This window comes from Kerstersia gyiorum (genome assembly GCF_048595715.1).
Lineage (GTDB): Bacteria > Pseudomonadota > Gammaproteobacteria > Burkholderiales > Burkholderiaceae_B > Kerstersia > Kerstersia gyiorum.
This window is the reverse complement of the sequence record NZ_CP169556.1, coordinates 1,760,856-1,773,399: the sequence shown is the minus strand read 5'-3', so window position 1 is coordinate 1,773,399 and position 12,544 is coordinate 1,760,856. Positions and strand designations below refer to the sequence as shown.

The window sequence follows — 12,544 nt, the reverse complement described above, 5'->3', positions numbered from 1 at the left end:
ACCCTAATTCCCGTAACGGAGCCTCATCATGACGTCCACTGACAACTCTCAAGCACAAGTTCACGCCCAACCCCAGGTCGACAGCCTGCTTAAAGACGAAGCCGCGATGCAGGGCCTGGCCGAACTCGTCGGCAAACTCGAACCCCTGCTGGCCGGCCGCCGCCTGAATCGCATCGTAGACCTGCTGTCCGTCACCGCCGATCTGGTGGACATGAGCGACACCTACATGATCGAAAAGCTGGCCAAGGCCTACGAGGAAACCACGGGCGCGCTCTGGACCGCCGGCAATGCCGTGCGCATGGCCAATGCCCAGGTATCGCAAATGAAGGAAACCCCCACGCTGTTCGGACTGGTCCGCATGGCACGCGACGAAGATGTGCGGCGCGGCCTGAGTTTCCTGCTGGCGGTCGCCGGCGTGCTGGGCAAACAGATGGCACATCCGCCGCTGGACTACACGGCAGACTGAATCCCCTGACCCTGCCGCCCCGCCGGCCGCATGTCACAGACGCCGGCGGCGTGCCTCTGCCGGCGAGGTGGGCAAGGCACGGAAATATTCCCCCGGCGTCTGGCCCACCATACTGCGGAAAAAGGCGATAAACACACTGTCGCTGGAAAATTCCAATTCCGCAGCCGTTGCTGCAATGGTTTTGCCGGTCGCCAGGCATTCCATCGCCCGCATCAGCCGCCATTGTTGCCGCCATTGCTGGTAGCCCATACCGGTTTCCTTGCGGAAAATGCGGCTGATGGTCTTGCCACTGGCGCCGACGCGTTGCTCCAGCGCGTGCAGCGCCGGCGGCAGTTTTTCCGATTGCCTGAGCAACCCGGCAAGACGGCGATCGGCAGGCATAGGCAGCAACATGGGCTGGATACTGGCACAGCCGATCTCATCCATGCACAAGGCCAGCAAATGCGCGTATCGGCCATGGCCCCATTCCTGCTCGAACGGCGCCAGCGCCATGGGCTCCAGCACGGCCCGCAGCAAATCGCTGACTTCAATGACCCGCACGTCCGCCGGCATCTGGACTGCCATATCAGGCCGAAAATACAGGGAGCGGTAATCCACGATGCGAGTCATCATGGCCTGGTGCAGGATATGCGGTGGAATCCACACCGCCCGGGAAGGCGGCATCAGACAGAGTTTGCCGTCCAACACGATTCTTATACATCCCTGGCGGGCATACAAAAGCTGGCCACGTGCGTGGCTGTGCATGCCGGAGTCGTGGTCGGCCAGTTCCGAGGCGATGCCGACCACCGGCGCCGCATGGGCGTCTGCATCAAAAATCGCGCTGGGGGCAATCCATGTCATACAAGTGTTTTCTCTGGTAACGGATCATGCCCAATTCGGGCAGCCCCGCCAAGATTGTCCGATTTCAGTTATTTTATGTCCAAACATGCATAATCGGAACATGCTGCTGCGATCAGAATGACAGACCTCATCATTCCAGGAGCCAGCCCGTGCCACATCGGCATCTCGTCGCCTGGGCGGTCATCGTTCTGATGTTCCCCCAACTGGCGCAAACCCTCTACAGCCCCGCACTCACGGATTTCTCTCAATCTTTCGGCATTCCGCCCAGCGCGGCAGCGCAAGTACTCAGCGTCTATTTCCTCTGCTTCGCCCTGGGCGTCGTGCTCTGGGGCCGGCTTTGCGATTCTCTTGGCCGCCGTCCCGCGCTGATGGCCGGCCTGCTGCTGTTCACGGCCGCCACGGCCGCCGGTTTGGGCGCCACCAGTTTCGGCATGCTGCTGGCCAGCCAGGGCCTGGCGGCACTGGGCATCGCCACCTGCTCCATCGGCGTCCAGACCGTGCTGCGCGACCGATTCCAGGGACCGGCACTGGGCAGCGTCTTCTCGCTGGTCGGCATGGCGCTGGCGCTCAGCCCCGCGCTGGGCCTGTTTGCCGGCGCGGCGCTGACACGCTGGCAAGGCTACCAGGGCGTCCTGCTGGCCTTGATGGCCACAGCCCTGCTGCTGCTGGGCTGGACCGCGCGCCGCCTGCCGGAAACGCGGCTCGGGCAGGCGCGGCCAGCGCCGCTGTGGCCCACGCTGCAACTGATGCTGCGCGATCGCGACATCTGGCAGGCGGCCGGGCTGGTCGCCCTGTTCAATATCGCCATGTTCAGCTACTACGCTACCGGCCCTTTCCTGTTTGCACGGCTAGGCTTGTCCGAAGCGCTTTATGGCTATAGCGGCGCCCTGCTTGCGGCTGGCGCAGCGCTCGGCGCCTGGGTCAATCGCCGCCTGCTCGCGGCTGGTCACCCTGGCACCACCCTGGTCCGGTGCGCCATCATGCTGATGCTGCTTGCGGGCAGCGCGGTCTGGCTGCTGCAGGACAGCGTATGGCTCCTGCTGCCTTTGACGCTGATCGTCCTGGCCTATGGCATGGCCATTCCCAACCTGCTGGGCGCGGCCCTGCATGCTTACGGCCACTGCCTGGGTACCGCCGGTGCCCTTTTCGGCCTGCTGTATTACCTGCTGATCGGTGCAGGCATGTGGCTGGCCGGACAGGCCCAGGCATTGGGCCCGACGCTCACCGTCTGCGCTATCCTGGCCTGCCTGGCCGACGCCTGCGGCGGTGCAGCGTCATCGCGGCGTGCCCGCCAGGCCGCCATGCAGGCAAAGCGCTAAATGCCCGGGTGCGCAAGCAACGATGTCGCCAGGCTTGCGGGCGGCTGCGCCCAGGGTTCCTGCAGGAAGCGTTGCGCCAGATAATCCATGAAGGCCTGTACCCGGGCGGGCCGCCGCCGCCCCGGGGGCGCAACGATATGCAAGGCCAGCGGCGCTACCAGCCAGTCGTCCATCACGGTTTCAAGCTGGCCGGACTGCAACTGCTGCCAGGCCAGGAACTCGGGCTGCAAGGCCACACCCAGCCCAGCCAGCAAGGCAGGAGTCAGTGCATCGGCGTTATTGACCCGCAACCGCAGCGGCACGGCCTGCGTGAATTCTCCTTGCACCGCGTGCCGGAAGCGCCAGTTCGCGCCCCCGGGCGCATAGCTGTACTGCAAGGCCTGATGCGCCGCGAGCTCACGCGGATGCCGGGGACGGCCATGAGCCTGGAAATAAGCTGGCGCCCCCACCAGCAAGATGCGCACGCGGCACAGATGGCGCGCCAGCAGGCTGGAGTCTTCAAGATTCGCGATGCGCAGCGCCATATCGAACCCTTCCGCCACCAGGTCCACATGACGATCGTCGAACTGGATGTCCAGCGCCACTTCCGGATGCTGCAGCATGAATGCCGGCAGCAGGGGCGCCAGGCGTTCGATACCAAAGGACATGGGCGCGGAAATCCGGATGAGACCACGCAAGGCGGAGGACTGCTCCGCCATTTCCGCTTCCACTGCCTCGCCCTCGGCCAGGATGCGTTCCGCCCGCTCCAGTGCCGCCTGGCCGCTTTCAGTCAGGGAAATGCGGCGCGAAGTGCGGTGAAACAGCATGGTATACATACGGCCTTCCAGCCGCGCCACTGCCTTGGACACCGTTGCCTGCGACAGCGACAGCTCGGCAGCCGTTCTGGCAAACGAGCCGGTCTGCGCCACCTTGGCGAAAATGGCCCAGGCTTCAAGATCCGGTAATTTCTTCATGATGCGCACTCCTGCGTGGCCCGGCCCGGCTTGCCACACGGGTTCGCGGCAGCCATGCCGGGCTGATCCCTGTATTTACCACGGCCAACCGCATGCCGGCCATCAAGCCCGGCACACGATCCCCTGCAGCCCTGCAAAACGGAAAGGATGCTTTTCCGTTTTCGGGATTCCGCCTGGCCAGCCATCGACTTAGACTGGCAGCATCAATCACGAATCAGCCACAGGAGGACATCATGCTTGAACACCGTCCCTTTGCCAGTCTTGGCGGTGCCGACCACGGCTGGCTGAATGCCAGACACCATTTTTCCTTTGCCGAATACCACGATGCCGATCGTGTGCACTGGGGCGCCCTGCGGGTCTGGAACGATGACACCATCCAGCCCGGCACCGGGTTTCCGCCACATCCCCATGCCGATATGGAGATCATCACCTACGTGCGTGAAGGCGCCATTACGCACCAGGACAGCCTGGGTAACAAAGGGCGCACCGTCGCCGGCGATGTCCAGGTCATGAGCGCGGGCAAGGGTATCCGCCATAGCGAATACAACCTGGAACCGGGCACGACACGCATTTTCCAGATCTGGATTTTCCCGGAAAACCGGGGTGGCGAACCGTCCTGGGGAACCCGCCCCTTCCCCCGCGATGACCGGGCCGGCCGCTTCATCACGCTGGCCAGCGGCATGCCGAACGACGCAGACGCCTTGCAGATCCGGTCGCGCGCCCGGGTGCTCGGGGCTACAGTGAAGGCCGGTGAAACCATCGAATACACATTCGATGAGGCCTTGCGCTATGGGTATCTCGTGCTGGCCACGGGCAAGGCGGAAGTCAATGGCCTACCGCTCGCCGCTCGCGACGGCGCCGCTGCATTCGATGAACAACGGTTGAGCATACGCGCCATCGAAGATACCGAACTGGTGCTGGTCGATGCGCCGGGCCTGCCGCAGTCCTGACGCCCAACGGGCGGCCCTGCGCCGCCCGGCACTACCCACATTCTGCCTCAATACCCTGAGCGGCCGCCCGTTTCCCTCGAACGTCCCGTCAGGACAGCGTCGGGCCTGTTAACTGAGATTTTCAGGCACAATCCCGGTTGCCTACGCTCATCCTCCTGGCCTGCATGCTTCCGCTACGCGACTTCCTGGAACGCCATCAAGTTCCCCTCTATTTCTGTGCCGTCCTGCTAGCTGCAGCCCTGGCTATCGCCCAGCCGGCCATGGCGGCAAACCTGGAACAAGCCATCAACCCGGCCCTGGCGCTGATGCTCTACCTGACTTTCTTCCAGGTTCCGATGACCGAACTGAAGCGCGCATTCGGGCGCTTGCGCTTTCTGGCCGCACTGTTGCTGACGAATTTCCTGCTCGTGCCGGCGCTGGTGGCCGGCCTGTTGCCCTTGCTGCCGCCCGACCCTTTGCTGCGGCTGGGGGTGCTGATGGTCCTGCTCTGCCCCTGCATAGATTATGTCGTGACCTTCTCGCACCTGGGCCGTGGCGATGCCCGCCTGCTGCTGGCCGCCACGCCTATGCTGCTGGTGGTACAGATGCTCTTGCTGCCCGCCTACCTGGGTCTGTTCCTGGGCAGCGAGGCTGCGCTTTTGGTGCGTGCCGGGCCATTCCTGGAGGCGTTCCTCTGGCTCATTCTTGTGCCGTTGCTGTGCGCCGCCATGTCGCAGGCCGGCCTGGCCCGCGCCGCAACGCGAGCGCCAGCACAACAAGCCAGCCGGCTGTTGGGTCTGCTGCCGGTACCGGCTACGGCCTTGGTGCTTTTCATTGTGATCGCTGCCGTCGTGCCGCAACTGGGCCTGTCCCTGTCTGCGGTGCGCCAGGTTGTGCCGGTCTATATTGCCTTCGCCCTCTGCGCCCCCGCGCTCGGTTGGCTGGCCGGGCGCCTGCTGCGCCTGCCGCCCACCGAAGGCCGTGCGCTGGCCTTCAGCGCCGGCACGCGCAACTCTTTGGTCATCCTGCCGCTGGTACTGGCCATACCCGGCGCGCTGCCCTTGCTGCCCGCCGTGGTGCTGACGCAAACCATCGTCGAGCTGCTGGGCGAGTTGCTTTACATCCGGCTGATCCCATTGCTCGGCCGGCAACGCGAGCACTGAGGGGCGGCCTGACGACGGCCTTGCGGACGACTGCCACTCACCCACTCGCCCATTCACACCTTGGGCCTGCCGCCCGACAACAGCACCAGCGCGCTGCCGAAGAACACCAACTGCGCCAGATTCAGGCTGGCGCTGCCGATGAGCGCTGCCAGCAGATTACCGGGAAATTGCAGGGTCACGCCCGCCAGCACGATCGCCACGACAACCGGATTGAAGATTGCCGTCCAGCGCGGCAGGCGGGTACGCCCTGTCATGACACGCCCCATCACCAGTAACCAGCCCAGCGTGCTTGCCGCGACCGAACCGACCCAGTGCACGGTCAACAAATGCTGGAACTGGTTGAAAGCCTGCACCTGCGCGGCCCAGGCTTCGGCCGCGCCATGCAACATGCTCTGGGCCTGCAGACCCACGAAACCAAAGGCGGCGTGCCCCAGCGGCGACCATGCATAGCCGGCCAGCAGCAGCAATACCGTCAACCGGCTCAAGTTGCCCGGCGGCAACAGGCGGTACAAGGCAAAGCAGGCCAGCATGTAGAGCACCACGCTGAAGGTTGCCAGGTAGATGCCCCACATGAGGCGCTGCGGCGAGCCATCCAGCATCAGGATGGCCGTCTCGCTATCGAGCTGCCCCGCCAATTGCTGTGAAAACAGCGGATAGGCCTGCGGTCTGGGCACGAAACCGACCAACAGCATATCGGCCACCGTCCAGCACAAGGCTGCGACGACACCACAAATCAAACTGCTTCTGATAACTTTTTGCAAATCAAACGAGGACATGGACTGCCTCCGGAAAAGGAATTTCGCCCGGGCATCATAGGGCATGACCCAGCCGCGTGCCAGCGGGATGCTGCACAAGAAACATCTGCATACCAGAGAATGGCTCGACGCATACAGGTCTGGCACAGGCAACGCTAAACTACGCAACTGCAATAGCCACTGTTGCCACTGACACCCCAGTGCCGGCAGCCACACAAGAAGCCGATGGATACGACCCTTCTGATTTTCCTGATTGTCTATGTCGCCATGGGCTTTGGCAAGTTGCCGGGCTTCAAGGTCGACCGCACGGGCGCTGCCGTCGTGGGTGCCCTGGCGATGATGGCGGCGGGCAGCATTTCACCACAGGCCGCCTGGCAAGCCATCGACTACCGGACCATCTGCCTGTTGTTTGGCCTGATGGTGGTTTCCTCGGCATTCGTGGAATCGGGCTTCTATGCCTGGACTGCCCGCCGGGTCGCCACCCTGCGTATCAGCCCGCCAGCCTTGCTGGGCGCACTGGTGGTCGTCGGCGGCATACTGTCAGCCCTGCTGAGCAATGCCGTGGTAGTCGTGGCGATGACCCCGCTATTGGTCTCGCTGACATTGGCGCGTGGCCTCAATCCCGTCCCCTTTCTGCTGGCCTTCTGTTTTGCCGCCAATACCGGCGCGGCCGGCACGCTGATCGGCAGCCCCAAGAACATGATCGTCGCCCAGGCGCTGGACCTTTCCTTCCTGAGCCTGCTGCGCGCCACCATCATCCCGGCCCTGATTTCCCTGCCGCTGGTCTGGGGCATCATCGCCTTTATGTACCGCCGGCGCTGGATGCTCGCGTCCGACGCCACGCCCGCACCAACCGTCGTACCAACCGCCGCGCCCGGGGGCGGCAACGATGGCGTCCAACCCCTGGATCTGTGGGAAACGATCAAGGCCAGCCTGGTCACCCTGGCCGTCATCGTGGCCTTCATCTTCAGTGACTGGCCACGCGAGCTAGTGGCGCTGAGCGCGGCAGGCCTGCTGCTGATCAACCGCCAGATCGCCTCCAGCGACATGCTCCGGCATGTGGATGGCAACCTGCTGCTGCTCATCATGGGCCTGTTCATGGTGAATGCCGCCTTCGCCGCCACCGGCCTGCCCGAAGTCCTGCTGGGCGACCTGCGTTCGGCAGGCATTCACCTGGATTCGCCTATCGCGCTCTTTCTCGTCATTGCCCTGTTATGCACGCTGGTCGGTACCAATCCGGCCGTAATGATGCTGTTGCCCTTCCTGCGCCCGACTGCGGAAACAGCCAACAGCATGGGTGCCGCCCTGATCATGGGGTCAAGTTTTTCCAGCAATCTTTTTATCTTTGGCAGCCTGGCGGGCATCATTGTCGTGGAACAGGCAGCAGCCTGCGGCATAAAAATCTCGTTCGGAGAATTCACCCGCGCCGGCTTGCCGGTCACCATCGCCTGCATGCTCATGGCCGGTGCATGGATATTGCTGGCAGGGGCCTGAGCCAGACATCAACACCCGAGCAGCACCAGCGACCAGGCGCAGACGGCTGACAACCACAGCACCACCACGTAGCTGGTGCGGCGAATGGCGACGTCCACGCCGGCGCGTTCCAGGCGTGCGTAACACAAGCCCGCACAGACGAACCCCAGGGACCACAGCACGCCAGCAGAGACCGTCGCCGGCCAGATCCAATCGCCGCTCCAAGCGGAAAGACGGCCATGCCACGGGCCCAGCACAGGATAGACTGCGTAGTACAGCACACCGCCCAGGGCGCCCATGCTCAGGACCCCCAGCATCGCTGTCACCGATGCTGCAATGAACGATCGCCTGATTCCACCGAACCGGCTTGCTCCCGCTTTCATCGAAACCACCCATATATATGACGAGCGCGCCCAATGAGGAGCACTCGCCATCACGCAGCCATGTCGGTCGTGCCGCTGCGCTGGCCGCGCCTGGTCCATCTACTGAGCTGCTTGCAGCTGCCTTCTTCAAGGCCTGGCCTGGCGCAGCACACCCCTGCCGGTAGTCATGGCCATGCCCAACGGCAAACGCGCATGTCCCTATCCAGCCTCTTTTCCTGAATTTTTATTATTACAGCAGATGCTACTATATAAAACTCGTGGCGGCATGCAAACGCGGACATCCGGCACGATCAAACACCCACTGGAACCCGCTGCACGGCCTGAAAACCTGCCGCAAGCACCGTAGGCAACCATCATTTGGCGGTGAAGCCGGACTCAAGCTCGCGCAGTTCGTTCTGCAGCAGACGCAACTCCTCGCGCTCGCGCTCAAGCTTGCGCTCCAGCTTGCGTACCTTGTCCAAGCGCCCTTCCGTCTGCTTTTCTTCGATCTCCGCCTGGATTTCGTTCACTTTTTCATTCTGTTCGGCAATTTCCGAACGTTTCTCGCTGACCAGCCCGGCATCAGTGCAGTGCGTACGCACTTCGGTCAACGCCCGCTCCAGGCCGCGCTGACGGTACACGTTGCCATAGGTTTTGGCGTAGTCGAGCTGCTGCTCGATTTCTGCCGCCTTGCGCTCGCAGCCAGGATTGGCCGCCTGGGCAGGCAATGCGGCACAGGCAAGAACAGTCCACAAGGTCGCTTGAATCAGCTTTTGCATCATTTTTCCCCTATCAATGCCGCCGTCCGGGCGTGTTCCGCGCGAAGAGTGGCCGGACCTCCAACATGCAGTCCGTTACAGATTGTTATACCGAAGAAAGCGACCAGGCAGAATCAGAAACTTACGATTACCTCCCTTTTCAACGTCAAGGAATTTAAAAATCATCAAAAAACCAGACTTTTCCGCTTAAATGCGCGGTTTTCATCTGGCTGAATCACGGTTTTTTCCCTAACTCCATCTCGGTAGAAACAAGGGTTAATCCCACATGGTGCAACCTTGATCCAAGCCGCCAAGTCCCTTAAATTGACTTACCGGACGGTCAATTGAGTCCACAAGAAACGACTGTCCGCTCCAGGCGCTTCCACCATCGCACCCGGAACCCTGTCCTTACCCCCACGGGACAATCGGCGACACCCGCCCCCTTCCGGGCCCCGCCACCACAAAAAAACCGACAAAAAACAGAAAGTGTTCTGGAGGAGAGAGCATTCCCATGAAGCAATATCGTCACAAGCAACTGGTCCGCAACCTGGCATGGGCTGGCGCCATGGCCGCGCTACTGAGCGGCTGCCTGTCCAGCGGCAAGAGTTCCCAATCCACACCGGAAAAATCCGCCGGCTACCAGGTAGACATCCGCCGCACCACCGGTGGCGTTCCCCATATCAAGGCCAATGACTACACCAGCGCCGGCTATGGCCTGGGCTACGTCTGGGCCGAGGATCATGCCTGCACCATGTCCGGCCGCTGGCTGACGACCAGCGCCCAAGCCGCTGCCCGCTTCGGGGCCAACGGGCCTGACTTTTCCTTCGATCTGCGCAATGGCAACCTGGCCAGCGATCTCTATATCCAGAAACTCATCGACGAAGGCTGGCTTGAAAACCTGTTGGCCGACCAGTCGCCGGCAGGCGTGCTGCCCGAAGTCCGCGAACTGGTGCGCGGCTACGTCGCGGGCTACAACCGCTATCTGCAGGAAGTCGACTACAAGCTGCCCGACGAACGATGCGCCGGCGCCGACTGGATCCGCCCCATCACCGAACGTGATCTGTATCTGAACGCTGCCTTCTGGGCCGACATGCTGACCGCCGTACGCAACGAATTCGACGGCTTCCTGGCAGCGGTCCCCCCGGGCCAGAAGCCCGATGCGCAGCGCATCAGCGCCGCCCAGCGTGCCGCGCTGCCTGCGCCCAAGATCCTGGCCAGCAATATGGTCGCCCTGGGCAAGGACGCGACCCGCGACGGCACCGGCATGGTGTTCTCCAACCCGCACTGGGAGTGGAACAAGGCCGATGGCATGGTGGCCGCGCACCTGACGATTCCCGGAAAACTCAATGTCAACGGCATGACCTTCGGTGCCAGCCCCGTCATCGGCATCGGCCATAATGACGCGGTAGGCTGGGCCGCCACATCCGCCGGCGCCACCATCACCAATGGCGTGCGCTACCGCCTGAACCTGGTACCGGGTTCCCCCACCAGCTATCTGGTCGATGGCAAGCGTCACGAAATGGTCCCCACCACCGTAACGGTCCAGGTACGTGGTGCGGACGGTAAACTGGCGCCCTACACCCACACCTTCTACGACACCCTGTTCGGCACCGTCAGCGTCTCAACCGACCGCCCCTGGACCGTGGAACATGCCTACACCTGGAAACACAGCCCGATCAAGGTTTCCGGCCTGAACATGTGGCACCTGTACTCGCAGGCCCGGACGGTGCAGGACATCCACGCCGCCGACAAGGCGACACTAGGCGTGGCATGGATCAACTCCACGGCAGCGGACTCGCAAGGGCATGCCTACCGTTCGATGCCCAACCCGCTGCCCTATGTAACGGACGCCATGATGAGCGACTGCGCCGTCTCTGGCGCCGTGCTCGACGGCAGCCGCATGTCGTGCGCCCCTATCCAGGATGACAGCGCCATTTTCCCGGGCGTCTTCCCCTCGGCGCAGATTCCCTACCAGTTCCGCGACGACTACGTCTACAACGCCAATGATTCCTACTGGATCACCAATCTGCGCGCGCCGCTGGAAGGCTACCCGTCGCTGTACGGCAAGGAAAAAACCGTACTGAGCAACCGTTCACGCGGTGGCCTGGAAATCATCGAAGACCGGCTCGAACAGCGCGATGGCCTGCCGGGCAAGGGTTTCACGCTGGAACAATTCATCAGCCAACTGTTTGACGGCCGCGACTATGCGCGCATCTGGCAGCCTGAACTGGTGTCGTTCTGCCACTCGCTGACGGCACGTACGGACGCGCCGGCCATGCTGCCACAGGCCTGCGACGTGCTGGCCGCCTGGCAAGGGACCTATCTGCTGGACGACAAGGGCGCGGTCCTGTTCCGCCGCTTCCTGGAAAACAGTCAGGTCACTCCTGCCTGGTACACCATCCCCTTCGACGCCAATGACCCGCTGAACACGCCACGCGGCCTGCAACCGTCCGAAGAGGTGCGCCAGGCCCTCTATGCCGCCGTCAATGATCTGGTCAGCAACGGGATTGCGCTGGACGCTTCCTTGCGCAACTACCAGCATCGTACTGTCAATGGAGAACGCATCCCCGTGCCTGGCGGCATCGCCTTCCTGCGCATGAATACAGACCCCTTCAAGGGCAAGGACGGCTGGGAAGCCATCAGCGGCAGCAGCTTCATCTACTGGGTGGAAATGACACCCCGAGGCCCGCGCGGCAAGCAGATCCAGGTGCAAGGCCAGTCGGATAATGCCAATTCGCCGCTGCATGCCGAGCAAACGCGCCTTTTCAGCGAAGGCAAGTATCTGGACATCCGATTCACCGAGGAAGAAATCACCGCTGATCCAAAACTGACGGTAAAAACCTTGCGCGCCAACACCGACGGCACCTTCTAGGCGCCAATAACATCCACGCCCCGTCATTGCCGCCCCTGGCGGCTGCGGCTCATCAAAAGCGGGATGCCCTCTCATAGGGGTATCCCGCTTTTCCACTCAGGCCAGCCTGATTGCCGCAAGCGCCCACATGAGCTGCACGCTGCTGCCAACGCCGATCCGCAGCAGTCCGCCAGGGGCGCTAGGGTTGCGGAACGTCAGCCAAGCAAAGCTTGCGCCATTTCTCGCCAAACGTTTCGACTGCCTGGCTTTTGCCAGCCTCGTCCACCGCTTCCGGCTCTTCATAAGCATTACGGGCGATCGCCTGCACCAGTGCCTGCTGCCCGCCATAACCGGTGCTACTGGCGGCATGGGCGGCCAGCAGCTCTTCCAGGCTGACCCCATGCTGGCGCACATGCATGGTGGACCGCGACAGGAACGCTACCGCGTCACAGATCTCATCGTCCGATGTTTGCGCCTGCACCGGCAACGCCAGCAAGGCAGCGGATGAGACCAGCATGACAGCCGTCCGCTTGAGCACAAAGAAACCATTGCCTGCCCTGCAAACCTTTACTTTGCTCATAAATGTTCCATAACTTGCCTCTGGGCATATTGCGGGAAAGGTCCGAAACCCATTGTTCCAATGCCCCAGCCTGCCTACGGTGCTATCTCGCACAA

12 protein-coding genes are annotated in these 12,544 nt (G+C 62.6%); 6 read left to right on the top strand and 6 right to left on the bottom strand.

Going from position 1 to position 12,544, the window contains the following annotated elements; translation table 11 throughout:
- Positions 1-28 precede the first annotated feature (28 nt).
- Positions 29-466, top strand: coding sequence for a DUF1641 domain-containing protein (locus tag ACEW7X_RS07835; RefSeq protein WP_420177849.1), 438 nt, complete (start codon positions 29-31; stop codon positions 464-466).
- Positions 467-499: 33 nt separating this feature from the next.
- On the opposite strand, the gene ACEW7X_RS07830 is transcribed toward ACEW7X_RS07835, so the two are convergent.
- Positions 500-1,306, bottom strand: coding sequence for an AraC family transcriptional regulator (locus ACEW7X_RS07830; RefSeq protein ID WP_068367968.1), 807 nt, complete (start codon positions 1,304-1,306; stop codon positions 500-502).
- 149 nt (positions 1,307-1,455) lie between these two features.
- Here ACEW7X_RS07830 and ACEW7X_RS07825 point away from each other — a divergent pair, with 149 nt between their 5' ends.
- Positions 1,456-2,625: an MFS transporter gene (locus tag ACEW7X_RS07825; RefSeq protein ID WP_130486991.1), complete on the top strand. Its 1,170-nt coding sequence runs from the start codon at positions 1,456-1,458 to the stop codon at positions 2,623-2,625.
- On the opposite strand, the gene ACEW7X_RS07820 is transcribed toward ACEW7X_RS07825, so the two are convergent.
- Positions 2,622-3,578 (bottom strand): LysR substrate-binding domain-containing protein, encoded by a 957-nt coding sequence (locus ACEW7X_RS07820; protein WP_420177848.1) that lies wholly within the window; start codon positions 3,576-3,578, stop codon positions 2,622-2,624. The two genes, ACEW7X_RS07825 and ACEW7X_RS07820, sit on opposite strands and share 4 nt — an antisense overlap.
- A 233-nt stretch (positions 3,579-3,811) precedes the next feature.
- Between ACEW7X_RS07820 and ACEW7X_RS07815 the strand changes: the two genes are divergently transcribed.
- Together ACEW7X_RS07815 and ACEW7X_RS07810 are read left to right on the top strand one after the other, a co-directional pair.
- Positions 3,812-4,528 (top strand): pirin family protein, encoded by a 717-nt coding sequence (locus ACEW7X_RS07815; RefSeq protein ID WP_420177847.1) that lies wholly within the window; start codon positions 3,812-3,814, stop codon positions 4,526-4,528.
- A 164-nt stretch (positions 4,529-4,692) separates the two neighbouring features.
- Positions 4,693-5,670, top strand: coding sequence for an arsenic resistance protein (locus ACEW7X_RS07810; protein WP_068369211.1), 978 nt, complete (start codon positions 4,693-4,695; stop codon positions 5,668-5,670).
- A 53-nt stretch (positions 5,671-5,723) separates the two neighbouring features.
- Here ACEW7X_RS07810 and ACEW7X_RS07805 read toward each other — a convergent pair whose 3' ends face one another.
- Entirely contained in the window at positions 5,724-6,446 is a 723-nt protein-coding gene (locus ACEW7X_RS07805) for a DUF6796 family protein (protein ID WP_339137158.1), read from the bottom strand.
- Between the two features lie 204 nt (positions 6,447-6,650).
- On the opposite strand from ACEW7X_RS07805, the gene ACEW7X_RS07800 reads away from it, so the two are divergent.
- Positions 6,651-7,919, top strand: coding sequence for an SLC13 family permease (locus ACEW7X_RS07800; protein WP_420177846.1), 1,269 nt, complete (start codon positions 6,651-6,653; stop codon positions 7,917-7,919).
- 8 nt (positions 7,920-7,927) lie between these two features.
- Here the strand turns inward: ACEW7X_RS07800 and ACEW7X_RS07795 are convergent, their stop codons facing one another.
- Together ACEW7X_RS07795 and ACEW7X_RS07790 are read right to left on the bottom strand one after the other, a co-directional pair.
- Positions 7,928-8,215 (bottom strand): hypothetical protein, encoded by a 288-nt coding sequence (locus tag ACEW7X_RS07795; RefSeq protein ID WP_068367978.1) that lies wholly within the window; start codon positions 8,213-8,215, stop codon positions 7,928-7,930.
- 419 nt (positions 8,216-8,634) lie between these two features.
- The gene (locus ACEW7X_RS07790; RefSeq protein ID WP_238591309.1) at positions 8,635-9,042 is read right to left on the bottom strand and encodes a DUF1090 domain-containing protein; all 408 of its coding nucleotides are present in this window, start codon (positions 9,040-9,042) and stop codon (positions 8,635-8,637) included.
- A 487-nt stretch (positions 9,043-9,529) separates the two neighbouring features.
- Here ACEW7X_RS07790 and ACEW7X_RS07785 point away from each other — a divergent pair, with 487 nt between their 5' ends.
- Positions 9,530-11,890 carry a penicillin acylase family protein gene (locus ACEW7X_RS07785; RefSeq protein WP_420177845.1) on the top strand — a complete coding sequence of 787 codons (2,361 nt, stop codon included), beginning with the start codon at positions 9,530-9,532 and terminating at the stop codon, positions 11,888-11,890.
- Between the two features lie 178 nt (positions 11,891-12,068).
- Here ACEW7X_RS07785 and ACEW7X_RS07780 read toward each other — a convergent pair whose 3' ends face one another.
- Positions 12,069-12,449 (bottom strand): hypothetical protein, encoded by a 381-nt coding sequence (locus tag ACEW7X_RS07780; protein ID WP_068367982.1) that lies wholly within the window; start codon positions 12,447-12,449, stop codon positions 12,069-12,071.
- Positions 12,450-12,544 lie beyond the last annotated feature (95 nt).

Coding starts and splice junctions, on each gene's coding strand:
- ACEW7X_RS07835 (WP_420177849.1), top strand. CDS start 29: ATGACGTCCACTGACAACTCTCAAGCACAAGTTCACGCCCAACCCCAG.
- ACEW7X_RS07830 (WP_068367968.1), bottom strand. CDS start 1,306: ATGACATGGATTGCCCCCAGCGCGATTTTTGATGCAGACGCCCATGCG.
- ACEW7X_RS07820 (WP_420177848.1), bottom strand. CDS start 3,578: ATGAAGAAATTACCGGATCTTGAAGCCTGGGCCATTTTCGCCAAGGTG.
- ACEW7X_RS07815 (WP_420177847.1), top strand. CDS start 3,812: ATGCTTGAACACCGTCCCTTTGCCAGTCTTGGCGGTGCCGACCACGGC.
- ACEW7X_RS07810 (WP_068369211.1), top strand. CDS start 4,693: ATGCTTCCGCTACGCGACTTCCTGGAACGCCATCAAGTTCCCCTCTAT.
- ACEW7X_RS07805 (WP_339137158.1), bottom strand. CDS start 6,446: ATGTCCTCGTTTGATTTGCAAAAAGTTATCAGAAGCAGTTTGATTTGT.
- ACEW7X_RS07800 (WP_420177846.1), top strand. CDS start 6,651: ATGGATACGACCCTTCTGATTTTCCTGATTGTCTATGTCGCCATGGGC.
- ACEW7X_RS07795 (WP_068367978.1), bottom strand. CDS start 8,215: ATGCTGGGGGTCCTGAGCATGGGCGCCCTGGGCGGTGTGCTGTACTAC.
- ACEW7X_RS07790 (WP_238591309.1), bottom strand. CDS start 9,042: ATGATGCAAAAGCTGATTCAAGCGACCTTGTGGACTGTTCTTGCCTGT.
- ACEW7X_RS07785 (WP_420177845.1), top strand. CDS start 9,530: ATGAAGCAATATCGTCACAAGCAACTGGTCCGCAACCTGGCATGGGCT.
- ACEW7X_RS07780 (WP_068367982.1), bottom strand. CDS start 12,449: ATGAGCAAAGTAAAGGTTTGCAGGGCAGGCAATGGTTTCTTTGTGCTC.